This is a genomic window from Bacillus cereus group sp. BfR-BA-01524 (assembly GCF_022662595.1).
Lineage (GTDB): Bacteria > Bacillota > Bacilli > Bacillales > Bacillaceae_G > Bacillus_A > Bacillus_A thuringiensis_S.
This window is the reverse complement of sequence record NZ_JAKUDW010000039.1, coordinates 23,256-49,346: the sequence shown is the minus strand read 5'-3', so window position 1 is coordinate 49,346 and position 26,091 is coordinate 23,256. Positions and strand designations below refer to the sequence as shown.

The following is a 26,091-nucleotide window of genomic DNA, read 5'->3' as shown; positions in this document are numbered from 1 at the left end:
ACTTCTCTTCTTCAGCTTTTTGCTTAGCTTCTGCTTGCTCTTGCTCTTTTTCTTTTTTCTTAGCAGATGCTTTATCTTCTGATTTTCCAGCTTTCTCATTCTTTGTTGTTTGTTGAGAGACTTTCTTATCACTAGAAGATGCTTGCTCTTTCGTATTAGGAACGAACAATTGATATGCTACAATAGCTACTAATAGTAACACAATAGCGATTGCAATATTTAAAACACCGTTTTGACGACGTTTTTGTTGTTTCTGTTGGAATCTTGATCCTCCTGCCATTCTCCAAACCTCCATGCAGTTTTTCCTAATTGCTATTGTAACATTAAATCTAGAAAGGTTGAACATTTACAATGATATTTTCATGAAATGAAAACAATTCACTATAAATTGCAAGATTACTTTTCATTCTCCAATTGATAGATTGCTCCTACCATATCTTTAAAAATAGGTGTAACTTTATTCACTTTGCTATCTGTCTCTAGATCAACAACAACTAAAGCATATCTTGGATTCTCATACGGAAAGTAACCTGCAAACCAGCGATTCACCCTCGTCTCTTTCCCTGTTTGCGCTGTTCCGGATTTTCCAGCGACACTGAGCGGCAACGAGCGGAATGCCGTTCCTGTACCTTTCTCCCTTGTTACAACACCTCTTAATAACTCTTGTAATGTTTTCACTGTTTCATACGAAAGCTGTTTTCCATGTAACGTATGGTTCTCAAATGTAAAGAAATCCACTCCATTTTTATATACTATTTTTTCAACAGCTTTCACTTCCATCTTTTCTCCATTCCTCGCAATCGTCGCCATCATATTTGCAATTGCTAGAGGTGATATACGTACATCTTTCTGTCCAATCGCTGTTTGCTCTACCGCTTTTTTACTATTTTTATTTTCTTCATTCCCCCAAATAGTAGTGCCTTTCTCTTCTGGCATTTGCTCAAAATGAGGTGTATGAAATACCGAACCTTTCCATCCAACCTTTTCATTTGCTCCTAAAGCTGCTACGTATGTTTCTAGCACCGTCCTATCCTTTTGTAATAGCTCGTTACCTAACTCAGAAAATGTCCTGTTACAGCTCCTAGCAAAGCTCTCTTTGAAGTTAAGCGTACCCATCATAACTTGTGGGTCGTTTTCACCATATAAATCTTTATTACAGTTAAATGTCCGATTAAACAAATTCACTTTTTGATCAATGACTGCCGCTGCAACTACTGTTTTAAAAACAGAGCCTGGAAAATGTGGCGTTAACATTTGATTTTCAAGTGTAGTCTTATATAAATTCTTATCTCTTACTTGTAAAGACGGTTTACTGACCATCGCTAATATTTCATTTGTCTTTACATCAAGTAATACTAATCCCCCCTTCTTTATTTCGTTTGCTTCAATCACTTCTTCTGCTTTTTGCTGCAATCCTTTATGTAAAGTAGTTTGAATCCTAACTGGGTAAAATGGATTTCCTGGTGAAGTATATTTCGCTTGATTTCCAAAAATCGGTTCTCCTTGCCGATCTACTTGATACAATACTTTTGCCTCTCCATCAGTCAATAAAAATTCATCAAATGATTGCTGCAATCCTGAAATACCTATCGGCGTTTGTTTTGAAATTTTTTTCACTTCTCCATATCGATTTTGAAATTCTCTTTCGTTCTCCCCTACATCACCAATTAAATGATTTATCTCTCCAGTTTGTTTTAATCGTACTTCAGCTGCTACAATACCTAATACATGTAATTGATTTACCTTCTCCATCTGCTCTCGTGTCACTCGAAATGGAACAGTTTCCCCTTGCAGTATAAATGCATTTTTTTTATTTTTCATTTGTCTTCTGATCTCTTGTCTCGACACACCAATGATATGCGCGATTTTCTCTAACATGTCATTTTTTATTTGTAAAAATGGAAAAACAATTAAAACAGGATACTTTTCCTCACCTATTTCTTTACCATGACGATCTATAAACTGCCCACGTCCATCGTCTACTGCAATGGATTGCGTACGTTGCGTAACACTTTTTTCAATTAAATTTATTTTGCGATCAGTAAATGATTCTGTATCTATAATTTGGATTTGAATTAAACGACAAAGCAATAAAAACATAATGCCCATAAAACAAATTAAAACAATTGTAATTCTCCGTTTTATTTTCATAAAAAAACACCTCGTCTATTATAGTTTGGACGGAGTGTTTCATCTTTTATACAAATAAAAAAATCACTCGTTTTTACACGAGTGATTTTTTTATTATTTTACAGAGACAATCTCTACTTGCATTTCTCCGCCTGGTGTTTGGATTGTTACTTTCTCACCAATTTGCTTACCTAATAAGCTTTTTGCGATTGGAGAATCGTTAGAAATTCTTCCTTCAAATGGATCAGCTTCCGCGCTACCTACGATTGTGTACGCTTCTTCATCTCCGTTTGGTAATTCTTTAAATGTTACTGTTTTACCTAATGTAACAACAGTAGATACTTCGCCATTATCTTTAATGATAACTGCGTTACGAATCATATTTTCTAATTGTGTAATACGTCCTTCTACGAACGCTTGCTCATCTTTTGCTGCATCGTACTCAGAGTTCTCAGAAAGGTCCCCGAAGCTACGTGCGATTTTAATACGTTCTACTACTTCTTTACGTTTTACTGTTTTTAATTGCTCAAGTTCGTTCTCTAGTTTTTGCTTACCCTCTTGCGTCATAGGGTATGTTTTTTCTGTTGACATATTTTCCACTCCTTTTATATACCAATCCCCCGAAAAAAAGAGGAGTTCCATATGAAAACTCCTCCGCTTCCATTGTTAGCGGAGGTTTCTAGTACCCTTGCACTAGCGGAGTTGTCACATACAACCCCGTATTTCCAATTCTTCTTTATATAAAGAAGATATGTATGGAAAGTTGATATAAATATGCCCTCACCTATATATAGATGAGGTTGCATGTTTCATTGTATTCGATGGGAAGGGAAAAAATCCCTTCCTACCGTACATCTTTTACTATGCTATTACAAATTTACTTTTTGTTCAAGAATTGTTGCAATTTTTGTCACCATAATATCAATTGCAACATGGTTTTGTCCACCTTCAGGGATAATAATATCCGCAAATTTCTTAGAAGGCTCAATAAATTGATTGTGCATTGGACGTACAACAGTTACGTACTGATCAATAACTGAATCCATCGTACGACCGCGCTCTTTAATATCACGCTGCATGCGGCGCAGAATACGAAGGTCAGCATCTGTATCAACGAATAACTTAATGTCCATCAACTCACAAAGACGTGGGTCTTCTAAAATAAGAATCCCTTCTAAAATAATTACATCTTTCGGCTCAACTGGAATAATTTCTTCTGAACGCGTATGCAATGTATAGTCATATACAGGCTTATCAATTTGCTCATATGCAAGCAACTGCTGCAAATGTTCAATTAACAGATCATTATCAAACGCAAGCGGATGATCATAATTTGTTTTTAAACGCTCTTCCATTGGTAAATGGCTTTGATCTTTGTAATAATAATCTTGCTCCAAGATTAAAATGGAATGACCTTTAAAATGGTCAAAAATCGCTTTCGTTACACTTGTTTTTCCTGATCCTGAACCACCAGCGATTCCAATTACAACAGGCTTATTCGTCCCCATTCGACTACCACTCTTTCTTATTGAAGTATGCTTTTGCGCATCATATTATTCACATACACTGGTTGATCCACTTTGAATTTCACGATTTGCAACGGATGTCTCGCTGCATCTAATTCGTTTCCATCCTCATCCCAAATTTTCTCCACCGTCTGCGTAAAGTTTTCTATTTCTGGTCCAAAGAACTCCACTTCATGTCCTGGTTTGAAATGATTACGTTGCTCAAGCGTTACGATGCCCGTTTCTTCATTATAATCTAACACTAAACCAGCAAAATCATACGTTGTTTTCTTACTATGATTTCCAAACATTTGCTCTTGATGTCCTGGAACCCCTTCAAAGAATGCAGGAGCTGTATCACGATTTGCACATTTATCAAGCTCATCTAACCATTCTTGTTTAAACTCAAAGTTATCCGGATCCGCACAATAAGCATCAATTACTTTACGATATACAGTTGCTACAGTCGCTACGTAATGGATTGATTTCATACGTCCTTCTACCTTTAAACTATCGATTCCAATTTCAATCATTTTCGGAATTGATAAAATTAAATTTAAATCTTTTGGACTCATCGCAAAGTGAGCATCTTCTTCTTGGAATAGAGGAAGCTCTTTTGCATCTTTATGTTGTGATACTGTTTGAACTAAATCATAATCCCAGCGGCAAGATTGGCAACAACCGCCACGATTAGAGTCACGCGCTGTCATATGGTTACTTAATGTACATCTTCCTGAATATGCGATACACATTGCACCATGGACGAATGCTTCAATTTCAATATCCACTTTGTCTTTAATTTCTTTCATTTCTTCATAGCTTGCTTCACGAGCTAATACAAGACGATGTAAACCTTCTTCTTTCCAATACTGTGCTGCTTTCCAGTTGGATAGTGATTGCTGTGTGCTCAAATGCACCTCAACAGAAGGCGCTACACGTTTACACGTCTCAATAATAAGCGGATCGGCAACGATAATTCCCGTTACGCCAGCTTTTTCAATCCCTTTTAAATATTCCTCTAGCCCGTCCATATTTTCATTATGTGCGAAAATATTTGTTGTTACATATATTTTCGCTCCATATTTCTTTGCAAATTCAACGCCTTCTGCCATATCTTCCAGCGTAAAGTTACCTGCATTCGAACGAAGACCAAATTCTTGTCCACCTAAATATACAGCATCTGCCCCATAATGGATAGCTACTTTTAATTTTTCTAAGTTACCCGCAGGGATTAACAGTTCAGGTTTCTTCACAATAACGCGCTTGCCATCGATTACTCGTGAAATTTCTTGTACAGTCATTTCCTACACCCTCCTCGTTTAGTAAACCGTTTCTTTAAAGAAGAATCCTGTGTCTAACGGACGATTTACTGGTTGCATTTCTTCTATTTCTTTATATAGAGCATCTTTCACGTCATAATATGCATCACGATCTTCCACACATAAATCAATCGCTTGACGATATTTCTTCGTTACTTCAATAATGTATTCAGAGCTTTTTAGTACACCATCGATTTTTAAGCTGTCAACTTCAGCTTCGATTAGTTCCTCTAATTCATCGATGAAACAAATATCGTTCGGACTCATAATGTGAGTACCATTTTCATCTTCATAAATTGGATATTTATTGTTACGCTCTGGGTCATATAAGAACATATTCTCTTCATATTTTTTCTTTTCAATGTCAAGATTACGTCCTTGATACTCAAAGTAGTTTCCTACTAATGATCGCTTCGATTGGAACATACAAGTCATACCGTGAATTTGTACTTCTAGTTCCACTTCAGCATTTTCTTTTAAATCAACAATTTCATCTAAGCTCAGCTCACGAGCTAATACAGCACGCTTCGCTCCTCTTTGTCCCCAGTAATTACAAGTGAACCAGTTTGTTGCTGTCGTTTCTGTATTCCAGTGCAACTGCATATTTGACGCTACTTCGCGAACAGCCATTAATACTGCTGGATCTCCGAAAACAATTGCATCTACATTTACTTCATTTAAAAATGAAACGTAATCTGTTAATTCTTCTACTTTATCGTTGTGGAACATAGCGTTCATTGCTACGTATACTTTCACACCATTTTCATGCGCAATCTTCACAGTTTGTTTTACATCTTCACGTGAAAACTCCCCTGCTAAACGTAAACCAAACTTTTGCTCACCGATCATTACCGCATCTGCTCCTGCTTTCGCAAGAAGTTCGATATCCGCCACCGCTCTTGGCGTTACTAACAATTCAGGTTTCTTCATACCTTGGTCACCCTCTCTTTTTACTAACAGCTACTCCATCACCAATTGGGAAAATCGTTGTATCATATCCTTCATGGTTCATAAGCCACTCATTGTACGTCTTAATACGACGGATTAAACCACGTGTACGTCTGTTTTCAATTTTCTCTTTTGTCGTTACAAGACCATGGTACATAACATTATCTGAAATAATTACGCCACCAGGATTTAATAACGGTTCATATAAGTCAAAAAAGCGACGATACTGTCCTTTTGCTGCATCAATAAAAATAACGTCAAATGTCCCGTGTTCTTTTACTTGTTCACCTGTCTCTAACGCATCACCGTAAATAACTGAAATACGATCTGTTACTGGGGAACGTTCTATATATTCAAGTGCTTTTTCATATCGCTCACGATTGCGCTCAACTGTCACAATACGTGAATTTGGAATAGCTTGCATCATACGAATACTAGAATAACCGATTGCTGTTCCAAGTTCTAAAATGCTTTTCGGTCCAATTAAACGTAAAAATTGCAGCATAAATTCCATTCCAAGTCGATCCATAATCGGCACATGATTTTCTGTTGCATATTCTTCCATTTCAAGAATTAATTTATCTTTCGGATCAATAAATGATAATAGGTACTCGTTAACTGCATCCTCCATAAATGGTCCTCCTTATTTACATGGAGAAGTGCCTCTATGACGTCTTTTCCCACATAGAATGCAATAAAAATACAAGCCAGTTTTACCCTTAGCTTGTACGTTCCGTTTTGATATTAAAAACGATTCTTCTGCCAGTTTTTAACCCGATATATTTTACCACAAAAAAGAGGGATGTGCGACCTTTTTCGCTATCCCTCCCCATTTCACTGTTTTTTCGTAATGTATTTTTGCTTTAATGCATTATGCTCTTCTAATGTTTTTGCATAGTACACTTCACCACTTGGTGCAGCTAAGAAATAATAATAATCTGTTTGCGCAGGTTCTAACGCAGCTTCCACTGAATGTTTACCAGAGTTTGCGATCGGCCCTACCGGCAATCCTTTTACAACATACGTATTGTACGGTGAGTTGACCTTTAAATCTTCGTATAATACACGTTGTTTATGCTTTCCAAGTGCATATAATACCGTTGGATCCGTTTGAAGCGGCATACCTTTCGCTAAACGATTATAAAAGACACTAGAGATCTTTTGACGATCTGTAAAACCAGTTGCCTCTTCTTCAATAAGTGAAGATAATGTTAAAAGCTGATGAACATCCCAGTTCTTCGCTTTCATTTTCGCCTCATTTTGAACAATGATTGCATTTGTTTTCTCAAGCATCGGAATTACGATTTCTTCTAACGTCGTATCTTTCTTATAAAACGAATACGTCGCAGGATATAAATAACCTTCTAATGGGTATTTAATATTACTATCAAAGATTTTATCCGTTAATAACTTCGGATACTTTTGCTGCATTTTTTGAATAAATGCTTTATCGTTTAATTGACGCGTAACATCGTCTTTATTCCACTTTAGTTCTGTCGCAATCGTTTCTGCAATTTCAGTTACTTGCGCTCCTTCTTTGATCGTCACTTTATAAAGAGCTGGACGATGCACGTTGCCAGATGACATTTGTTCAATAACATCTTTAGCATTCATCGAAGGATTTAATAAATATGTACCTGCTTGTAAACTTTTCGATTTAGCCTTTGTATAAAAACTAAAAACTGTACCGTTTTTCACAGCGCCTTTTTCTTCTAAAATTTCTCCAATTTTACTTGTAGATGATCCTTTCGGAATTTCTACTTCAATCTCTTTTTTATTCCCGCTATCAACTGGTCCTAATGCGGATGAAATATACGCATAGACTGAACCACAAACTAAAAGCAGTGCAATAATCGAAAATAAAAAGATGCGTCTACGCTTCTTTTTCACTTGATTCTCTATCAAAACATTTCCTCCTTACTTAATTGTAGACCGTATGTACACCTTTCTATACAGCACGATGTAAAAATGCAACAAATTCACTTATCTTTTTTAATAGACACTTTATTTTTCTACAATCCGTCTCATTATACTACAAAGACTTACACAGTTTCGACAAAAAATCTTTCATTTTACATATAAATACAAAAAAAGATGGACTGTATATCGTCCATCTTTTCAGTACTTATTATTCAGCTTCTTGCTCATCAGCAATAGTGTTGAACGTTTCTTGTACCATTTCCCACTCTTCTTCAGATTCGATTGGAAGTAAAACTCCGCCCTCTTCTTCATTTTGCTCATAAGCCATTGCATCATAAATTGGGTCTCCATCTTCATCTACTTCACCGATTGGAGAGAAGATTACGTATGATTTTTTACCAAATTTTTCAGCATCAAAAGTGAAAATAATTTCACATAAATGTTCGTTACCTTTTTCGTCTACAATTGTAATTTGACGTTCTTCCATTTTGGTCACCTCTTATTTTCTATCTAAAAATCCTTGTAAGATTACGACTGCAGCCATCTTATCGATTACTTGCTTTCGCTTCTTACGGCTTACATCAGCTGAAATGAGTAGACGTTCCGCTGCCATCGTTGACAAACGCTCGTCCCACATTACAACGTCTAATTGTAACAGCTCTCGTAGGTTTTCTGCAAATTGCTGGCACGCTTCACCACGTGGGCCAATTGTACCATTCATATTTTTAGGTAAACCTACTACTATTTTATCCACATCGTACTGCTTTACTAACTCAGAAATACGATCAAAACCAAAGTGACCTCGTTCTTCGTTAATCTTAATTGTTTCTAATCCTTGTGCTGTCCAGCCCATTTCGTCGCTAATTGCAACTCCGACTGTTTTTGTACCTACATCTAAACCTAATATCCGCATAAACTACTCCTCACGATGATGTTTCAAGTAAGACTTCACAAGCTCTTCAATGATTTCATCACGTTCAAGCTTGCGAACGATGCTACGTGCATCTTTATGGCGAGGTATGTATGCTGGGTCTCCACTTAATAAATAACCGACGATTTGGTTAATCGGATTATAGCCTTTTTCTTGAAGTGCATCATACACAGTTAAAAGTACATCATTTACATGGACACTCTGTTTTTCATCTTGAATGCTAAACTTCATTGTTTTATCAAAACCGTCCATTTCAAGCACCTCACTTATATAGTAAGTATAGGGAGAAGAACTTCTCCTCTCCCTACCATTGTACACTACTATCTCTTTATTTTGAAACAGATTTAACGTACTCTTGTACAAATGCTAAAGCTTCTTCGACTTGAGCTGGGTTTTTACCGCCTGCTTGTGCCATATCAGGACGGCCGCCACCGCCACCGCCGCAACGAGAAGCTACTTCTTTCACAAGCTTACCAGCATGGTAACCTTGGCTAATTAAGTCTTTCGTTACACCTGCTAGGATGTTTACTTTATCGTCATTAACAGACGCTAATACAACAACTGCTGACTCTAATTTATTTTTTAGATCATCCATCATCGTACGTAAGTTGTTCATATCTGCAACATTTACTTTCGCTGCTAATACATTCACACCATCAACTGTCATTACAGAATCAGTTAAGTTTCCAGCTTCGATATTGCTTAATTTCGCAGCAAGAGATTCATTTTCTTTTTGCAGTTGTTTCACTTCAGCAAATAGACCATCAACCCTTGTTAAAATATCTTTCGGATTTGTTTTCATTTTTCCTGCTGCTTCTTTTAATAAACCTACTTGATCGTTCATTAATTCGTATGCAGACTTACCAGTTACTGCTTCAATACGACGAGTTCCTGCACCGATACCAGACTCAGCAACGATTTTGAAAATACCGATAGAAGCTGTATTATCAACGTGACAACCACCACAAAGCTCTAAGCTGTAATCGCCAACTTGTACAACACGTACAACATCTCCGTATTTTTCACCGAATAATGCCATTGCGCCCATTTCTTTCGCTTCTTCGATTGCTTTTTGAGAAATCTCAACATCAATACTTTCCCAAATTTTCTCGTTTACCATACGCTCAATTTTTTCTAATTCGTCAGCTTGTACTTGACCGAAGTGAGAGAAGTCAAAGCGTAGACGTTCAGAAGTTACAAGAGAACCTGCTTGGTTAACGTGTGTTCCAAGTACGTCTTTTAATGCTTGGTGTAGTAAGTGAGTTGCTGTATGATTTTTTACAACGCTACTACGGTTTTTCGTATCGATAATAGCTTTTACAGCCGCATCTTTCGTTAATGTACCTTCTTCAACAACAACTTTATGCAAGTTTTGACCGTTTGGTGCTTTTTGTACGTCTTTTACAAGAACTTTCACACCATCCGCAAGAAGGTAACCACGGTCTGCAATTTGTCCACCGCTCTCAGCATAGAATGGTGTTACATCAAGCATTAATTGTCCTTCTTCACCAGCTTGTAAACTGTCTGTGTATTCGCCGTTTTTCACAAGTGCAACAACGTTACTTTCTGTTGCAACTGTACCGTAACCAACGAACTCACTCGCTACTTTAACTTCTCCAAGTACACCGCCTTGAACTTGCATTGAGTCAACGTCTTGACGAGCAGCACGTGCACGCTCACGTTGTTTTTCCATTTCATTTTCAAAGCCTTCATGATCAACTGTCATACCAGCTTCTTCTGCATATTCTTCTGTTAATTCGATTGGGAAACCGTATGTGTCATATAGACGGAACGCATCTACTCCAGAAATAACAGTTGTTTTTTCTTCTTTTGCTTTTGTAATAACTTCAGCTAAAATCGCTTCACCATCATGAAGTGTTTCATGGAAACGCTCTTCTTCGTTTTTCACAACTTTCGCAATGAAATCTTTCTTTTCAAGTACTTCTGGATAGAAGTCTTTCATTACTTCTCCAACAACCGGTACTAATTCAAACATGAATGGACGGTTAATGTTTAATTTCTTCGAATAACGAACAGCGCGGCGTAATAAACGACGTAATACATAACCACGGCCTTCGTTAGAAGGAAGAGCACCGTCACCAACAGCAAATGTTACTGTACGGATATGGTCAGCAATTACTTTAAATGCCATATCTTTTTCTAAATCGCCATTACGGTATTTCTCACCAGAAATTGATTCTGTTGCACCAATCATCGGCATGAATAGATCTGTATCAAAGTTCGTAGGCACATCTTGAACGATAGATGTCATACGTTCTAGACCCATCCCTGTATCAATGTTTTTCTTAGGAAGTGGTGTATATGAACCATCTGGATTATGATTAAATTGAGAGAATACAAGGTTCCATACTTCTAAGTAACGCTCGTTTTCTCCGCCTGGATATAATTCTGGGTCACTAAAGTCATTACCGTAAGCTTCTCCGCGGTCATAGAAAATCTCTGTATTCGGTCCACTTGGCCCTTCACCGATATCCCAGAAGTTTTCTTCTAAACGGATAATACGCTCTTTTGGAACACCCATTTTCTCATTCCAAATTGTAAATGCTTCTTCATCTTCTGGATGGATTGTAACTGATAGTAATTCTTTATCGAATCCGATCCATTTGTCGCTCGTTAAGAATTCCCAAGCCCATGTAATTGCTTCTTCTTTGAAGTAATCACCAATTGAGAAGTTTCCTAACATTTCAAAGAATGTATGGTGACGAGCTGTTTTCCCTACGTTTTCAATATCGTTTGTACGAATTGATTTTTGAGCATTTGTAATACGTGGATTTTGTGGGATTACACGCCCATCAAAATATTTTTTTAATGTTGCTACACCACTATTAATCCATAGAAGAGATGGATCTTCATGTGGAACTAGTGATGCACTAGGTTCTACTGCATGTCCTTTTTCTTGGAAAAAGTCTAAAAACATTTGACGAATTTGTGCGCCTGTTAGTTGTTTCATTGTATTTTCCTCCTTAAATATAAAAAACTCCCGCCCCTATAAAAGGGACGAGAGTTAACTCGCGATACCACCCTAATTATGAATTGATTACAATAACAATCAATTCATCACCTCATGGTGCCGTAACGTGGCAAGACGGCAGTGATTAGCTGCTCTCAGGATTAGCTTTCTGTTACCCTTCATTTAAAGCTTCTTTCAGCCATATGGAAGCTTCTCTCTATAAATGGACTGTAACGTACTTGTTCCGTCATTGATTTAATGTATTATATGACTAAATATAATAGAATTCTCTTAAGTTTGTCAATGTAGATAATCATTTATATTGTATTAATCGCTTATTAATCATAGGTATTCTACTATTCATTCTTAACAGCCTTTTCATATATTATGCGTTTATTAATAAATTGGAATCTCCTTACAATAATAATTTATAAAATTTTCTAAATATTACTTTTTTTCTATAATTAAATTGTTATTAACAAAATAAAGGAGCGATTACAATGACAACCTTACTTAACAAAGCTAAAAACATATTAGCGACTGACGAAACGATATTATTTTACGCAGCATGTTCATTAGACATATTTATTTATCGTTCCGTCGCAAGGCCAGGCCTATTGATTTTAACGAACAAAAGGCTATTCTTTTATGGACCAGATGTAAGTAAGAATCCAATATTTGAAGAGTACTCTTTTGCAAAAATTTCTAATCTAAAAGAACAAAAGCGTCTTTTCAACAATCAAATTGTATTTATGTATGATAATGAATGGAAAAAAATAAAACATATTCAAACAAATGATGTGAGCTCCCTCGTCCAAAAGATACACGAGCAGCTTTCTAAATAAATATATGATTAGCCCTCCATTTCTTACATAGAGGGCTTCTATACTTACACATCTTCTTTTTTCAAGAGAGGTCTCACATGAACAATGACAGTACGAATAACTGCTAAAATCGGAACCGATATTAGTAATCCTACAATACCAGCTACTTCCCCCCCAACTAGTAATGCAAGCATAATAATAACAGGATGCATACGAAGTGACTTACCAACAATGTAAGGCGATAAAATGTTACTTTCCACAAATTGCAAAATAGCAATCGTAATCCCCGCCTTAATAAGTAAACTCGTTGATACCGTTGCTGCAATCATTAACGTAGGGATTGCTCCTAAAATAGGACCAAAGTATGGGATTATATCCGTTACCCCAATAATAATACCAAGCAATAATGGATACTTCATACCGATAAACCAAAAAGAAAGAGCTGATACGCTCCCTAATACTAAGCAAACAAATAACTGCCCTCGAATATAACTTCCAAGTGACTTATCAATTTCTTTTGCAAGCATTTGCCCCGTACCTCGCCATTTACTTGGGACTACTTTCCAAAAGATATGATAAAACTCACCATAATCTTTTAATATGTAAAATACAATGAACGGTATTAAGAAAATAATGAGCAATGAATCGAGTACACCACGCGCTGTACTCATCACTTTATTTAAAAGTGCTTGAATCTTCGTTTCTACACCACCAAAAATTTGTTTCACCTTTTCATGAATAAACGACGGGAAATTCGCTGTTTGTTCTGTAACACCATCCATCCACGAATCGTACATCTTTGTAAACTGCGGAAATTGTTCATTAATCTCTTGTAACTGTTTAATAACGACTGGCGTTCCTTTATAAATTCCATAACCAATTCCGCCAAAGAAAAGAATGTAAATGAGCAAAATAGCAAGTGTGCGTGGCATTCCTTCCTTATGGATTTTTTCAATTAAAGGGTGCAATAAATACGCAATAAAACAGGCGATAAGAAACGGCGTAATTGCTACTTTAAATACAAAAATAATCGGTGCCCATAGTGGCTTAATTTTTAAAAAGACGAGCAAACAAAGAAAAACAAGTAACAATAATCCTAAACGATATATCCAAATGATTTTAAGATTCTTCACATGAAAAACCTCCTCCACCTTTATTTTGAAAATAAATGGGTTAGGTTATGTGTGAAACTTTTAAAATCTTTTCATACGGACCATACTGTTTTTTAAAGACGTACATATAAATAACATAACAAGGACAACCACCCCTGAGAATACAGCATGAAATAATGTAATCAGGAGGGCTAATTATGGTTTTGTTTATGCTTGGATTATCAGCACTTTTTATGATTCTTGAATGGATTTGTATCGGCTTTGGTATTTGGAAGGGGTTCTTTATTCGTTCCTCACGTAAAGAAAAAGCGAAGCAATTATGGCAGTATGGAATACTTGGCGTTGGCTGTTACGGTCTATCTTATCTTTTCTCAGAAATTGGACTTTTTTATTTGCATATGAGTGCATAAAAAAACTCCCTCGTCTATAAGGGAGTTTTTCACTTTATCGAAATGATTATAAGTAAGACTTAATCATCTTACGTGCTTTTTTCATATTGCGTTTTGAAAATACATCTTGCTTACGAGCATATTGATATGCTGCGGCTCCAACACCTAATGCGATTAATGAATTGCGTAGATTCAAAGTAAATCCCCCTTTTCGTTATCCGATCGTTCTTTCATTCTCATCAAATAAATCATCAAGAGAGCTTAATGAACCATCTTCCTCAACTTGATGCGTATGGATTTTCCCCTTTGAAACCGATAATTCGATATAACAATTCCAGCAATAAAATTGGTTGACACCTATTTTCCCAATGTCTTTCCCTTTGCAATTTGGACAAATGAACATATGGCTTTCATCTCCTTACAGTCTCCCAGATTCTATTCGCCATTATGTCCAAACCGCATTCATTTATACATTGCTGGAGCCTTTCAACGCTATGCGTTTGAAAGTTTCACTATATAATTTCACCTTGTTACATGAAATCATACGGTGAAATGTTTTCCACGTCCATTTCCTCGCCATTAACTGTGACCATCTGTACTTCTCCTTGTGATTCCTGCAAGCGACTAGCTAAAGTTGTTTGGCGCATTGCATCATCAAGGCGATTTACACCAGATTGGAAAGCTACTTCCTCCCCGCAAATAATAAGGAACTTCTTACTTCTTGTAATGCCCGTATAAATTAAATTACGGCGTAACATACGGTTGTAACTTTTCACAATCGGCATAATAACAATCGGAAATTCACTACCTTGTGATTTATGAATGGAACAACAATATGCATGCGTAATTTGATTTAAATCCGGCTTTGTATACGTTACCTCAATTCCATCAAATGAAACGATAATCATATCTTGTTGCTCAACGTTTTCTTTCGCATAAAACACCGAAACAATTTCTCCGATATCACCATTAAACACTTGGCTCTCCGGCTGATTAACGAGTTGCAATACTTTATCGCCTCTTCGGTATACAACATCACCGTACTGGATTTCTTTACTCTTTTCCCTTTTCGGGTTAAATACTTGTTGCAGCGCTTCGTTTAATACATTAATACCAGCAGGCCCGCGGTACATCGGTGCTAATACTTGGACATCCCTTGCACTAAAGCCTTTTGTTTTAGCATTTTCGCAAACTTTTTTCACAACCTCAACAATTTGAGCCCCTGTACAGCTAATAAACGAACGATCTTTTTTATTTTGCGCTAAATCTGGCGGGAGTGTGCCGTCTTTGATCGCATGGGCAAGTTGAATAACAGATGAGCCTTCTGCTTGACGATAAATTTCAGTAAGCTTCACTGTCGGAACTGCGCCTGCATTTAATAAATCTTTTAATACTTGTCCAGGTCCTACAGATGGCAACTGATCTTCATCACCTACAACGATAACTTGAATATTCGTCGGCAGCGACTTAAATAGCTGATTTGCAAGCCAAATATCAACCATTGAAAATTCATCGATAATAAGGAGCTTACCTTGGACAGGATCCGTTTCATTACGCTGGAAAGATCCTTCTGGCGTCCAGCCAAGTAAACGGTGAATTGTGCAAGCTGGAAGTCCTGTCGATTCACTCATCCGCTTCGCTGCTCTTCCTGTTGGAGCTGTTAATAGTATTGGAAATGGATTATCATCACTGTATTCATTAGGATTTAACGATAATCCGTGAAGAGACGCGTACATTTCAACAATTCCTTTAATAACTGTTGTTTTCCCTGTTCCTGGTCCACCTGTTAATAACATCATCGGTTTATGAAGTGCCGTTTGAATCGCTTCTTGCTGAAACGGTGCATATTGTACATTCAACTGTTCTTCAATTTCACCTAATGTTTTTAACACTTCTGCTTCAGGAAATGAAGGTGTTTCCTCTTGATTCATCAATCGACGAATAGACTTTACAACACCTTTTTCAGAGTAGAATAAAGTTGCTAAATACACTCGTTCTTCTTCTATGATGACTTTCCCTTCACTTTGCATCGTTTCAATACAACCTATAATATCTTCCTCAGTCACTCTTCCTTCTTGATTGTTTAAAAGTGACATCGTTTCTCTTACAAGTTGATCTTTCCTCATATAAACGTGACCAAGTTGCAATGAGACATTCTCTAATGTGTAAAAACATCCCGCTCGTACACGGTCGTCGTGATTACCCGATATTCCTAACGCACGCCCTATATCATCCGCTCGTCCAAAACCAATCCCGTCCACTTCTTCAATAAGTTGATACGGATTATTACGAATCACTTCTAATGTCATCTCTTTATATTGCTGGTAAATCTTAATAGAAAGTTTCGTTCCAAAACCGTAACCATTTAAAAAGCTCATTACTTTCTCTAATCCTTGATGTTCAACAATTGTCTCATATATTTCCTGAGCCTTTTGTTTGTTAACAACACCATTTAACACCTCAGGGTCATCCATAATTTTAGAAATAGCATGTTCCCCGAGATGATCCACAATTTTTTCCGCTGTACGCTTTCCTATCCCTTTAAATAAATCACTCGCTAAATATTGCACCATACCTGCTTTTGTTTGCGGCAATTCTTTTTTAAATGTTTCAACCATATATTGTTTTCCATACTTTGGATGGTCCTTAAAGTGACCTGTCAATGTAAACACTTCATCTTCATGCATGCGGGGAAAATGACCGTTTATCATTACTTTCTTTTCGTCATACGTTTCATTCGTTTCAATGACTTTCATACTGACAACGGAATAGAGGTTTTCTTCGTTGTGGAAAATGGTATGAAGAACTTGCGCTTTTATAAATTTTTTCTCTTCCTCAAACAAATCCATTGCATGTTGATTTCCCATCTTTCCTCTCCTTTCCGATATTTTCACTTTAATGAGCAGTACATCCCCCACCTTTTTAGATGAGGGATAACTACCCATTAAACTATATTTTTATCTTATTCAGCTTCTTGCTCTAATAAACGAACGCCATTACCAGCTAAAAAGTGATCTGGCTGAATTTCAGTTGCTTTCTTAAATAAAGCGAGAGCTTTCTCGTTATTTTCTTCAAATACGTAAGCAACACCTAAATTGTAATACGCATCTGCATGCTCTTCATCCATTTCTAATACCTTTTCAAAATAAGGTTTCGCCTCTTGAATATGTTCTAGTCGTGCAAAGCAAAGTCCGCACTGGAATACAGCTTCTACATCGTTTTCATCTAATTCTGTTGCTCTTTGTAAGAATGGTAGTGCAAGACGATCATTTCCAAGCTGTACATGTGTAATACCTAACATAAATGTTACATCAGCTGATTGTAATCCAGCTTGCATGGCTTGTTCGAATACAGCTTTCGCCTCAGTAAATTGCTCTTGGCCATAATATACGTTTCCTAAGCCATAATAAGCAGCTGCAGATTTATCATCTAACTCTAATGCACGTTTATAAAATAAAATCGCTCGCTCGCTATCACCTAATACGTCTAATAAATTTGCAAAATTAATGTATCCAAGCGCATCTTTCGGATTCTCTTCAATTGCTTCTGTAAAATTTTTAGCTGCTTCTTCCCAGTTTCCTTCTTGCATATATTGAATACCTGTTTCAAGTTTGTTTGACATGTCCTTCACCTCTACAACAAATTATAACAAAGAATGTATTTTCCAAGCGAACGAAAATTCGCTTTATGTAAAAGAAACCTCTAACCGCTAATCGGCAGAGGCTTCTCATTTATCCTAAATAATCCAATTTCTTACCACTACGGTATACTTCATCAATTGTAGCACCGCCTAAGCACTCATCTCCATCATAGAACACAACTGCTTGTCCTGGTGTAATTGCACGAATTGGCTCATCACAAAGAATACGAACTGTATTTTCATCAACGATTTGAACCGTTACTTTATTGTCTTCTTGACGATAACGGAATTTCGCCGTGCACTTAAATTCTGTTTCTTTTGCTTTGTTACTTACCCATCCTACATTCGTAGCAATAACTTCATCACCATATAGAAGTTCGTTATGGAATCCTTGATCAACATATAAAATGTTTTCTTTCAAGTTTTTCCCAACAGCAAACCACGGATCACCGTTACCACCAATTCCAAGGCCATGACGTTGTCCAATTGTATAGTACATTAAACCGTCATGCTTTCCTTTCACTTCACCAGATAATGTTTGCATTACACCTGGTTGTGCTGGTAAGTAGTTACTTAAGAAATCTTTAAAGTTACGCTCACCAATGAAGCAAATACCTGTACTATCTTTCTTCGCCGCTGTCGCTAAGCCAGCTTCTTTCGCCATTTCACGAATTTGCGGTTTCTTTAATTCACCTAACGGGAACATTGTTTTTGATAATTGCTCTTGGCTTAATTGATTTAAGAAGTATGTTTGATCTTTATTGTCATCAACGCCGCGAAGCATTTTATATTCGCCGTCCATATAAGCAACGCGTGCATAATGGCCTGTTGCTACATAATCGGCACCAAGCGCAATTGCATGCTCTAAAAATGCTTTAAATTTAATTTCTTTATTACACATTACATCTGGGTTTGGTGTACGACCAGCTCGGTACTCATCTAAGAAGTAAGTAAATACTTTATCCCAGTATTGTTTTTCAAAGTTTACTGCATAATACGGAATACCAATTTGGTTACACACTTCAATTACATCATTGTAATCTTCTGTTGCTGTGCAGACACCATTCTCATCTGTATCATCCCAGTTTTTCATAAAAATTCCGATTACATCATAACCTTGCTCTTTTAATAAAAGTGCTGCTACAGATGAATCGACGCCACCGGACATTCCGATGACAACGCGTGTTTCTTGAGGTAGTTTGTTCATCATGTCACCTCCCATGCTAATTTTGTGTTAATCGCTTCACGATTTTCACTGTTTCGTACGCCGCTTTTTCAATTTGCTCTTTCGTATTTCCAAGTCCAAAACTAAAGCGTACGGATGAACGTATTTGATCGGAGTCTTTTCCAAACATCGCTACTAATACATGTGATGGATCAATCGAACCAGCTGTACAAGCAGAACCACTTGATACTGCAATGCCAGCTAGGTCTAAGTTCACAAGAAACGGTTCAATGTTCATTCCTGTAAAACTTACATTAAGCACATGCGGTAAGCGATGTTCTAAGTTTCCGTTTACCTCGAAAGTAATGCCTTCATTTTTGAAGACAGATACCATTATATCTTTAAACTCTTCATATTGGGCATTTTTTTGCTCACGAGTTTTTTCAGCTATAAGAATTGCATGCTGAAGCCCAGCAATACTAGGCACATTTTCCGTACCAGCACGGCGTTTTCTTTCTTGCTCTCCGCCTATTAATAACGGCTCAAATTTCACATTTGCACCAGCGTATAAGAACCCTACACCTTTTGGCCCATTAATTTTATGAGCTGAAATTGATAATAAATCAATACCAAACTCTTTCACGTCAATTTCTACTAAACCGTAAGCTTGTACCGCATCTGTATGGAAATAAGCTTGATGCTCTTTTAGCAGCTTTCCTATTTCCACAATTGGTTGCATTGTCCCTACTTCATTATTCCCAAACATAATAGATACAAGAATCGTCTCTTCAGTTAATGCCTTTTGTATGTCAGTAACTTGAATGCGTCCTGTTTCATCGACAGGTAAATATGTCACTTCAAACCCTTCACGCTCTAACAATTCGCACGTATGCAAAATCGCATGATGTTCAATTTGCGTCGTTATAATGTGGTTACCTTTATGACGGTTCGCACGTGCTACACCTATAAGCGCTAAATTATCAGCTTCTGTACCACCGCTCGTAAATATAATTTCATTCGGATTCGCATGAATGCTGCGTGCACACACTCGTCTCGCCTCATCTACTGTGTGACGAGTTTGACGTCCATAAAAGTGAATACTAGACGGGTTCCCGAATATTTCTGTCATATATGGAATCATCTTTTCGACCACTTCTGGGTGAGTCGGAGATGTCGCAGCATGATCTAAGTATATGCGTTCCATTAAATCTCCTTCTTTCCAAATCGTTTCACAAGGAATTAAATGTAAAACATATAGCCCCCGTGATTTTCTTCCTCATAACGTACTAAATCTTCTAACGTTGTACTATCTAACACTTCTTGCACCGCATCACGAACACGCATCCATAACTGGCGCTGTGCTGGCTCTTCTTCTTCTATCATTTCTACAACACTAATTGGTCCCTCTAATACACGGATTACATCCCCAGCTGTAATGTTAGCCGGTTGATCAGATAATACATATCCGCCATATGCCCCGCGCGTACTCTTTACAAGACGAGCGTTACGAAGTGGTGAAATTAATTGCTCTAAGTAATGCTCGGATAAGTCATGCGCCTGCGCAATTGATTTTAATGAAATTGGACCTTCACCAAACTTTTTTGCAAGATCAATCATAATTGTTAAGCCATAGCGGCCTTTTGTTGAAATCTTCATCTATTTTGCACCTCTTTTCAAATTTTCACTTCTATTGGTTATATCTTATTTATAAAAAGAACACAATTTAAAATCCTATGAAATTATAGCATAATATAGTATTATAAGAAATTTCAACTTGTGTATCAAAATGATAACATAAAATCACATTGAAAAACTCGGAAATTATTACAATTGAAAGAAAAATGAAAATATTTATCTTCATTTTTCCCATAAAACAGCATCCTATTTCAAATTCCGTAGAAAAAAATGATACGATAGAACGAGATTATATATTAAGGGAGACGGTCTAAATGAAACAACCACTCGCACATCGAATGCGCCCTACAAATATTCAAGAAATTATTGGGCAACAGCATTTAGTTGGTGAAGGAAAGATTTTATGGCGAATGGTCCAAGCAAATCATTTTCAATCTATGATTTTATACGGTCCTCCAGGTACAGGAAAAACATCCATTGCCAGTGCAATTGCAGGAAGTACCGGTACCCCGTTTCGTCTATTAAACGCTGTTACTCACAATAAAAAAGATATGGAAGTTGTCGTACAAGAAGCAAAGATGCATCGACACCTCGTTTTAATTTTAGATGAAGTTCACCGTCTAGATAAAGCAAAGCAAGACTTTCTATTACCTCACTTAGAAAGCGGACTTCTTACTTTAATTGGTGCAACGACAAGTAATCCATTCCATGCAATAAACTCCGCTATTCGAAGCAGGTGTCAAATTTTCGAATTACACGCACTAACAGAAGATGATATTTTAATTGGGTTAAAAAGAGCTTTAGAAGATAAAGAAAAAGGCCTTGGAGAATATGCTGTAACGGTAACAGATGAAGCACTACATCATTTTGCAAACGCCTCTGGTGGTGATATGCGTTCCGCTTATAACGCACTTGAACTTGCTGTATTATCTAGCTTTACTACAGACGATCAAGCGGCTGAAATTACACTCGAGATTGCAGAAGAATGCTTACAAAAGAAGAGCTTCGTTCACGACAAAGGCGGCGATGCTCATTATGACGTATTATCAGCATTTCAAAAATCAGTGCGCGGAAGTGATGTAAATGCAGCGCTCCATTATTTAGCACGCCTTATTGAAGCAGGGGATTTACAAAGTATTGGCAGACGCCTTCTTATTATGGCTTATGAAGATATTGGACTTGCTAGCCCGCAAGCTGGACCGCGTACACTAGCTGCAATTGAATCAGCTGAACGAGTTGGATTCCCAGAAGCACGCATCCCACTTGCAAATGCCGTTATAGAGCTATGCTTATCACCAAAATCAAATTCAGCTTATAAAGCACTTGATGCTGCATTACACGATTTACGCAACGGTCAAACAGGTGACATTCCAAGCCATTTAAAAGATAGTCATTACAAAGGCGCAGAATCACTCGGAAGAGGCATTGGATATTTATATCCACACGACCATCCAAACGGCTGGGTAAGGCAACAATACTTACCTGATAAAATAAAAAACAAGCAATATTATAAACCAAAAACGACAGGAAAATTTGAGCAAGCACTTTCTACCGTTTATGAAAGATTACAAACTTCGAATAAAACGAAAAATAAAGGGTAACATAAACGAAAACGTCACCATTATGGAGGCTTCGCTTATGAAAACACGTCAAGATGCATGGACAAAAGAAGATGATCTCCTTTTAGCAGAAACTGTTTTGCGACATATTCGCAGCGGAAGCACACAAATAAAAGCGTTTGATGAAGTCGGCGACGCTTTAAACCGCACTTCCGCAGCTTGTGGTTTTAGATGGAATGCTGAAGTAAGACCGAATTACGAAGATGCGGTGCAGCTTGCAAAAAAACAACGTAAAGAATTAAAACGTTCTGAAGCTAATATAGAAAAAGATCGGTTCACAAAAACGAAGCAACTCGTAATTGACGCCGATTTTTCAGAAGATATTACGCCAAGTAAACAAGATCTTACAATGCAAAATGTCATCTCATTTTTACAAAATTTAGAACATAAAAATCCTTCACTTGCAAAGTTGCAAACTGAAAATGATGTATTACAAGCTCAGCTCATTTCTCTGCAAAAAACAAATCATGAACTTGAAACGAAATTAGCGGTACTCACAAAAAAACAACAAGCAATCGAAGAAGATTACGCGATGCTTGTTCGAATTATGGATCGCGCTCGAAAACTTGTTTCGGTTGAAGAACAAGAAGAACAGATTGCTCCCATTTTCAAGACAGATCAAAATGGAAATTTAGATATTATATATTCTGCAGAGAATTAACAAACAAGGATGTCACTTTTTTAACTAAGTGACATCCTTGTTTGTTTTCGGTGAACCATATATATACCGGTAAATGACATTATACCAACGATTTAACGACAAAGATTGACAATAACATTCCTCCCTGTCATACAAGGAAACTCCTAAAACAAATTGGATATTTTTTACTAAAATGTTATTATAAACATATACCTTTAAAGGGAGATGGTTGCTATTTCATTAATAATCTTCAAAATAACTCTTGGCTTTCTCGTCCTGACTTTAGCTCTTTTCACCATTAACAGTCTAAAAAAGACATCCGCCTATAAATCAGATAAATATGATTATTACTTACTAACCTTACTTACATTTGAACTAGTAGTGATGCAAATATCCATATTTCTTTAATACATATAAAAAAGCATATATCCAAAATGGATATATGCTTTTCTTTTATTCTTGCCCTACACGTTTCACTTCTACATTTTTAATACGTTCACGTACAACGTGACTTGCCATAATTAAGCCTGCCACAGATGGTACGAATGCATTTGAAGAAGGGGGTAATTTCGCTTTACGAATTTTTGCATTCTCGTCTGGTACGATTTCTTTACGTACTTCTTCACGAATTACGATTGGGTTTTCGTCAGAGAAGACAACTTTTACACCTTTTTTAATACCCTCTTTACGAAGCTTCGTACGAATTACTTTCGCAATCGGATCTGTATGTGTTTTAGAAATGTCCGCAATACGGAAACGAGTTGGGTCCATTTTATTTGCTGCACCCATACATGAGATAATTTTAATTTTACGACGTAAACATTGTTTAATTAAATGGATTTTGAACGTAATCGTATCAGATGCATCCACTACGAAATCTAAACCGTGTTTAAAGAACTCTTCATATGTTTCATCTGTATAAAACATTTCTAGTCCAATTACTTCACATTCCGGATTAATGTCTGCAATACGCTCTTTCATTAATTCTACTTTTGAATGTCCTACAGTAGATACTAAAGCGTGAATTTGACGGTTTACGTTTGTAATATCTACAACGTCTTTATCAACTAATACGAGACGTCCTACTCCAGAACGCGCTAACGCTTCAGCTGAAAATGACCCTACGCCGCCAATTCCTAAAATACCGACTGTACTATTTTTTAATATTTCAAGTCCTTCTTTACCAAAGGCTAATTCATTACGTGAAAATTGATGTAACATTCAGCTCTACACTCCTATTACAAAAATGGTCTACCATGTATTCTAGCGTTTTTCCGACTATTTGTATAGAAAAAGTTATAGAATTCCTAAAAATACATATTTCGAGAATGAAAACATAGACCAGAATTTTACTTCTTCCTAAATACACGTTTAAAAAAGAGGATTTAAAGAACCGAGCAGATCGAGGCGCTTATGCCAGGAGGAGCGCAGTGTAGCTTTAACTACTCGAGCACCGGACTGGCGAAGCAACGATGAGATACGACTGCCCTCTGAACCGGACTTTTTAAACTTCCCCTCAAAAAAAGTCTAGATGGTTATAGTATAACCATCTAGACCCTATTCTTACTTCTCTTCTTTCAAGCTTAATTTCAAGTTTAACTCTTCAAGCTGTGCTTCTGCAACTGGGCTTGGAGCTTCTGTTAATAAGCAGCTTGCGCTTGCTGTTTTCGGGAATGCAATTGTATCACGAAGGTTCGTACGGCCTGCAAGTAACATAACAAGACGATCTAAACCTAATGCGATTCCGCCGTGTGGTGGTGTACCGTATTCGAATGCTTCTAATAAGAACCCGAATTGCTCTTGCGCTTCTTCTTGTGAGAATCCAAGTGCTTTGAACATTTTTTCTTGTACGTCACGCTCGTAAATACGAAGTGATCCACCACCAAGCTCATAACCGTTTAATACAAGGTCATATGCTTGTGCACGCGCTTTTTCTGGCGCTGTTTCTAATAGCTCAACGTCTTCACGGAATGGCATTGTGAATGGGTGATGAGCTGCGAAGTAACGATCTGCATCTTCATCGTACTCAAGAAGTGGCCAATCAGTTACCCATAGGAAGTTAAATTTACTTTCATCAATTAACTCAAGCTCTTTACCTAGACGTAAACGAAGTGCGCCTAAGCTATCTGCAACAACGCTCTTCTTATCTGCTACGAATAGTAATAAGTCGCCAGCAGTAGCTTCTAATGTACTCATTAACACGTTTGCATCTTCTTCACCAAAGAATTTCGCAATCGGTCCTTTTAAGCCGTCTTCTTCAACTTTAAGCCAAGCTAGACCTTTTGCACCGTATACTTTCACGAATTCAGTTAATGCATCGATGTCTTTACGAGAGTATTTACTTGCAGCACCTTTTGCATTAATTGCTTTTACTTGTCCGCCGCTTTCTACAGCACTTGTAAACACTTTAAAGCCACAACCTGCTGCAAACTCAGATAAGTCTGTTAGTTCCATTTCAAAGCGTGTATCTGGCTTATCAGAACCGTAACGAGCCATTGCATCAGCATATTTCATACGAGGGAATGGTGCACTAACTTCTACACCTTTTGCATCCTTCATAACTTTCGTCATCATACGCTCCATCATTTCTAAAATCTCATCTTGTGTTAAGAATGAAGCTTCAATATCGATTTGCGTGAATTCTGGTTGACGATCTGCACGTAAATCTTCGTCACGGAAACAACGTGCTACTTGATAGTAACGCTCAAATCCGCCGACCATAAGAAGCTGTTTAAATAACTGTGGTGACTGTGGTAATGCATAGAATTCACCATCATGTACACGACTTGGTACTAAATAGTCACGAGCTCCTTCTGGTGTGCTCTTCGTTAAAATTGGTGTTTCAACTTCTAAAAACTCTTCTGTATCTAAGAAGTTCCGAATTGTTTTTGTTACGTCATGACGCATTTTGAATGTGTTGAACATTACAGGTCGACGTAAGTCTAAATAACGATATTTTAAACGCACATCTTCTGATGCATCTGTATCATCAGCAATAATAATTGGCGTTGTTTTCGCTGCGTTTAATACATTTACTTTCGTTGCTTGTACTTCAATACGACCAGTTGCCATATTGTCATTAATTGCGCCTTCACCACGTTCAACAACTGTACCTTCTATGTGTAATACGTATTCGCTACGAATTGTTTCTGCTACTTCTAACGCTTCTTTTGATGTTTCTGGGTTAAATACAACTTGTACGATACCTGTACGGTCACGTAAATCGATAAAGATTAATCCACCTAAGTCACGGCGTTTTTGTACCCAACCTTTTAATTGAACTGTTTGTCCAACAGCTTCTACTGTTACTTTTCCACATGCATGTGTTCTTTCAGCCACTGTA

At 37.1% G+C, this 26,091-nt stretch carries 25 protein-coding genes, 1 pseudogene and 1 other annotated feature; of the genes and pseudogenes, 4 read left to right on the top strand and 22 right to left on the bottom strand.

Annotated features, from left to right (window positions below):
* The 12 genes and pseudogenes from MR170_RS15860 to alaS all read right to left on the bottom strand — a co-directional run.
* A pseudogene (locus MR170_RS15860) lies at positions 1-280 on the bottom strand (YrrS family protein); the annotation flags it as partial.
* Between the two features lie 116 nt (positions 281-396).
* The gene (locus MR170_RS15855) at positions 397-2,151 is read right to left on the bottom strand and encodes a peptidoglycan D,D-transpeptidase FtsI family protein (protein ID WP_043938437.1); all 1,755 of its coding nucleotides are present in this window, start codon (positions 2,149-2,151) and stop codon (positions 397-399) included.
* A gap of 93 nt (positions 2,152-2,244) precedes the next feature.
* Positions 2,245-2,721, bottom strand: a complete 477-nt coding sequence (greA, locus tag MR170_RS15850; protein ID WP_080117279.1) for a transcription elongation factor GreA — start codon at positions 2,719-2,721, stop codon at positions 2,245-2,247.
* A gap of 278 nt (positions 2,722-2,999) precedes the next feature.
* Positions 3,000-3,638 carry a uridine kinase gene (gene udk / locus MR170_RS15845; RefSeq protein WP_000537080.1) on the bottom strand — a complete coding sequence of 213 codons (639 nt, stop codon included), beginning with the start codon at positions 3,636-3,638 and terminating at the stop codon, positions 3,000-3,002.
* A gap of 17 nt (positions 3,639-3,655) precedes the next feature.
* On the bottom strand, positions 3,656-4,936 hold the full coding sequence (locus MR170_RS15840) for a peptidase U32 family protein (RefSeq protein ID WP_000217961.1): 1,281 nt from the start codon (positions 4,934-4,936) through the stop codon (positions 3,656-3,658).
* 18 nt (positions 4,937-4,954) lie between these two features.
* Positions 4,955-5,884, bottom strand: coding sequence for a peptidase U32 family protein (locus MR170_RS15835; protein ID WP_016080217.1), 930 nt, complete (start codon positions 5,882-5,884; stop codon positions 4,955-4,957).
* A gap of 7 nt (positions 5,885-5,891) precedes the next feature.
* Positions 5,892-6,533 (bottom strand): O-methyltransferase, encoded by a 642-nt coding sequence (locus MR170_RS15830; RefSeq protein ID WP_000389102.1) that lies wholly within the window; start codon positions 6,531-6,533, stop codon positions 5,892-5,894.
* A gap of 203 nt (positions 6,534-6,736) precedes the next feature.
* A complete protein-coding gene (gene mltG, locus MR170_RS15825) occupies positions 6,737-7,807 on the bottom strand; it encodes an endolytic transglycosylase MltG (protein WP_016080216.1) in 1,071 nt (356 codons plus the stop codon).
* A gap of 223 nt (positions 7,808-8,030) precedes the next feature.
* Complete coding sequence (locus MR170_RS15820; protein ID WP_000392731.1) at positions 8,031-8,309, bottom strand: DUF1292 domain-containing protein; 279 nt, start codon at positions 8,307-8,309, stop codon at positions 8,031-8,033.
* A 12-nt stretch (positions 8,310-8,321) separates the two neighbouring features.
* Positions 8,322-8,735 (bottom strand): Holliday junction resolvase RuvX, encoded by a 414-nt coding sequence (gene ruvX / locus MR170_RS15815; protein ID WP_001221190.1) that lies wholly within the window; start codon positions 8,733-8,735, stop codon positions 8,322-8,324.
* Between the two features lie 3 nt (positions 8,736-8,738).
* Positions 8,739-9,005, bottom strand: a complete 267-nt coding sequence (locus MR170_RS15810; RefSeq protein WP_000348591.1) for an IreB family regulatory phosphoprotein — start codon at positions 9,003-9,005, stop codon at positions 8,739-8,741.
* A 76-nt stretch (positions 9,006-9,081) separates the two neighbouring features.
* On the bottom strand, positions 9,082-11,724 hold the full coding sequence (alaS, locus tag MR170_RS15805) for an alanine--tRNA ligase (protein ID WP_016080215.1): 2,643 nt from the start codon (positions 11,722-11,724) through the stop codon (positions 9,082-9,084).
* A 40-nt stretch (positions 11,725-11,764) separates the two neighbouring features.
* Positions 11,765-11,984: a binding site (T-box leader), on the bottom strand.
* A gap of 240 nt (positions 11,985-12,224) precedes the next feature.
* On the opposite strand from alaS, the gene MR170_RS15800 reads away from it, so the two are divergent.
* On the top strand, positions 12,225-12,569 hold the full coding sequence (locus MR170_RS15800; RefSeq protein ID WP_000209466.1) for a PH domain-containing protein: 345 nt from the start codon (positions 12,225-12,227) through the stop codon (positions 12,567-12,569).
* A 44-nt stretch (positions 12,570-12,613) separates the two neighbouring features.
* Here the strand turns inward: MR170_RS15800 and MR170_RS15795 are convergent, their stop codons facing one another.
* Positions 12,614-13,681, bottom strand: coding sequence for an AI-2E family transporter (locus tag MR170_RS15795; protein WP_016080214.1), 1,068 nt, complete (start codon positions 13,679-13,681; stop codon positions 12,614-12,616).
* A 176-nt stretch (positions 13,682-13,857) separates the two neighbouring features.
* On the opposite strand from MR170_RS15795, the gene MR170_RS15790 reads away from it, so the two are divergent.
* The gene (locus tag MR170_RS15790; RefSeq protein ID WP_000242539.1) at positions 13,858-14,070 is read left to right on the top strand and encodes a hypothetical protein; all 213 of its coding nucleotides are present in this window, start codon (positions 13,858-13,860) and stop codon (positions 14,068-14,070) included.
* Positions 14,071-14,116: 46 nt separating this feature from the next.
* On the opposite strand, the gene MR170_RS15785 is transcribed toward MR170_RS15790, so the two are convergent.
* From MR170_RS15785 to cymR, 7 genes are all read right to left on the bottom strand, one after another.
* The gene (locus MR170_RS15785) at positions 14,117-14,245 is read right to left on the bottom strand and encodes a YrzQ family protein (protein WP_001053553.1); all 129 of its coding nucleotides are present in this window, start codon (positions 14,243-14,245) and stop codon (positions 14,117-14,119) included.
* An 18-nt stretch (positions 14,246-14,263) separates the two neighbouring features.
* The gene (locus MR170_RS15780) at positions 14,264-14,452 is read right to left on the bottom strand and encodes a hypothetical protein (protein WP_000469281.1); all 189 of its coding nucleotides are present in this window, start codon (positions 14,450-14,452) and stop codon (positions 14,264-14,266) included.
* Positions 14,453-14,579: 127 nt separating this feature from the next.
* Complete coding sequence (gene recD2, locus MR170_RS15775) at positions 14,580-16,916, bottom strand: SF1B family DNA helicase RecD2 (protein ID WP_242308619.1); 2,337 nt, start codon at positions 16,914-16,916, stop codon at positions 14,580-14,582.
* Positions 16,917-17,011: 95 nt separating this feature from the next.
* Complete coding sequence (locus MR170_RS15770) at positions 17,012-17,671, bottom strand: tetratricopeptide repeat protein (protein WP_000066406.1); 660 nt, start codon at positions 17,669-17,671, stop codon at positions 17,012-17,014.
* 109 nt (positions 17,672-17,780) lie between these two features.
* On the bottom strand, positions 17,781-18,896 hold the full coding sequence (gene mnmA / locus MR170_RS15765; protein WP_016080213.1) for a tRNA 2-thiouridine(34) synthase MnmA: 1,116 nt from the start codon (positions 18,894-18,896) through the stop codon (positions 17,781-17,783).
* Positions 18,897-18,912: 16 nt separating this feature from the next.
* Positions 18,913-20,058, bottom strand: coding sequence for a cysteine desulfurase family protein (locus MR170_RS15760; protein ID WP_016080212.1), 1,146 nt, complete (start codon positions 20,056-20,058; stop codon positions 18,913-18,915).
* Between the two features lie 35 nt (positions 20,059-20,093).
* On the bottom strand, positions 20,094-20,510 hold the full coding sequence (cymR, locus tag MR170_RS15755; protein ID WP_000704116.1) for a cysteine metabolism transcriptional regulator CymR: 417 nt from the start codon (positions 20,508-20,510) through the stop codon (positions 20,094-20,096).
* A gap of 293 nt (positions 20,511-20,803) precedes the next feature.
* Between cymR and MR170_RS15750 the strand changes: the two genes are divergently transcribed.
* Positions 20,804-22,090: a replication-associated recombination protein A gene (locus MR170_RS15750; protein WP_000812919.1), complete on the top strand. Its 1,287-nt coding sequence runs from the start codon at positions 20,804-20,806 to the stop codon at positions 22,088-22,090.
* A gap of 37 nt (positions 22,091-22,127) precedes the next feature.
* Positions 22,128-22,769, top strand: a complete 642-nt coding sequence (locus MR170_RS15745) for an RsfA family transcriptional regulator (RefSeq protein WP_029443348.1) — start codon at positions 22,128-22,130, stop codon at positions 22,767-22,769.
* 432 nt (positions 22,770-23,201) lie between these two features.
* Here MR170_RS15745 and MR170_RS15740 read toward each other — a convergent pair whose 3' ends face one another.
* Positions 23,202-23,969: a tRNA threonylcarbamoyladenosine dehydratase gene (locus MR170_RS15740; RefSeq protein ID WP_242308618.1), complete on the bottom strand. Its 768-nt coding sequence runs from the start codon at positions 23,967-23,969 to the stop codon at positions 23,202-23,204.
* A 342-nt stretch (positions 23,970-24,311) separates the two neighbouring features.
* The gene (gene aspS, locus MR170_RS15735) at positions 24,312-26,087 is read right to left on the bottom strand and encodes an aspartate--tRNA ligase (protein ID WP_000840885.1); all 1,776 of its coding nucleotides are present in this window, start codon (positions 26,085-26,087) and stop codon (positions 24,312-24,314) included.
* Positions 26,088-26,091: the final 4 nt, after the last annotated feature.

Bases quoted from the DNA above. Each gene is read 5' to 3' on its own strand.
- MR170_RS15800 (WP_000209466.1), top strand. From the start codon at position 12,225: ATGACAACCTTACTTAACAAAGCTAAAAACATATTAGCGACTGACGAA.
- MR170_RS15760 (WP_016080212.1), bottom strand. From the start codon at position 20,058: ATGGAACGCATATACTTAGATCATGCTGCGACATCTCCGACTCACCCA.
- MR170_RS15740 (WP_242308618.1), bottom strand. From the start codon at position 23,969: ATGTTACATCAATTTTCACGTAATGAATTAGCCTTTGGTAAAGAAGGA.
- MR170_RS15745 (WP_029443348.1), top strand. From the start codon at position 22,128: ATGAAAACACGTCAAGATGCATGGACAAAAGAAGATGATCTCCTTTTA.
- MR170_RS15855 (WP_043938437.1), bottom strand. From the start codon at position 2,151: ATGAAAATAAAACGGAGAATTACAATTGTTTTAATTTGTTTTATGGGC.
- ruvX (WP_001221190.1), bottom strand. From the start codon at position 8,735: ATGCGGATATTAGGTTTAGATGTAGGTACAAAAACAGTCGGAGTTGCA.
- MR170_RS15835 (WP_016080217.1), bottom strand. From the start codon at position 5,884: ATGAAGAAACCTGAATTGTTAGTAACGCCAAGAGCGGTGGCGGATATC.
- recD2 (WP_242308619.1), bottom strand. From the start codon at position 16,916: ATGGGAAATCAACATGCAATGGATTTGTTTGAGGAAGAGAAAAAATTT.
- cymR (WP_000704116.1), bottom strand. From the start codon at position 20,510: ATGAAGATTTCAACAAAAGGCCGCTATGGCTTAACAATTATGATTGAT.
- MR170_RS15830 (WP_000389102.1), bottom strand. From the start codon at position 6,533: ATGGAGGATGCAGTTAACGAGTACCTATTATCATTTATTGATCCGAAA.
- MR170_RS15820 (WP_000392731.1), bottom strand. From the start codon at position 8,309: ATGGAAGAACGTCAAATTACAATTGTAGACGAAAAAGGTAACGAACAT.
- mnmA (WP_016080213.1), bottom strand. From the start codon at position 18,896: ATGAACAAACTACCTCAAGAAACACGCGTTGTCATCGGAATGTCCGGT.
- udk (WP_000537080.1), bottom strand. From the start codon at position 3,638: ATGGGGACGAATAAGCCTGTTGTAATTGGAATCGCTGGTGGTTCAGGA.
- MR170_RS15790 (WP_000242539.1), top strand. From the start codon at position 13,858: ATGGTTTTGTTTATGCTTGGATTATCAGCACTTTTTATGATTCTTGAA.
- MR170_RS15810 (WP_000348591.1), bottom strand. From the start codon at position 9,005: ATGGACGGTTTTGATAAAACAATGAAGTTTAGCATTCAAGATGAAAAA.
- MR170_RS15780 (WP_000469281.1), bottom strand. From the start codon at position 14,452: ATGTTCATTTGTCCAAATTGCAAAGGGAAAGACATTGGGAAAATAGGT.
- MR170_RS15750 (WP_000812919.1), top strand. From the start codon at position 20,804: ATGAAACAACCACTCGCACATCGAATGCGCCCTACAAATATTCAAGAA.
- MR170_RS15840 (WP_000217961.1), bottom strand. From the start codon at position 4,936: ATGACTGTACAAGAAATTTCACGAGTAATCGATGGCAAGCGCGTTATT.
- MR170_RS15770 (WP_000066406.1), bottom strand. From the start codon at position 17,671: ATGTCAAACAAACTTGAAACAGGTATTCAATATATGCAAGAAGGAAAC.
- alaS (WP_016080215.1), bottom strand. From the start codon at position 11,724: ATGAAACAACTAACAGGCGCACAAATTCGTCAAATGTTTTTAGACTTT.
- greA (WP_080117279.1), bottom strand. From the start codon at position 2,721: ATGTCAACAGAAAAAACATACCCTATGACGCAAGAGGGTAAGCAAAAA.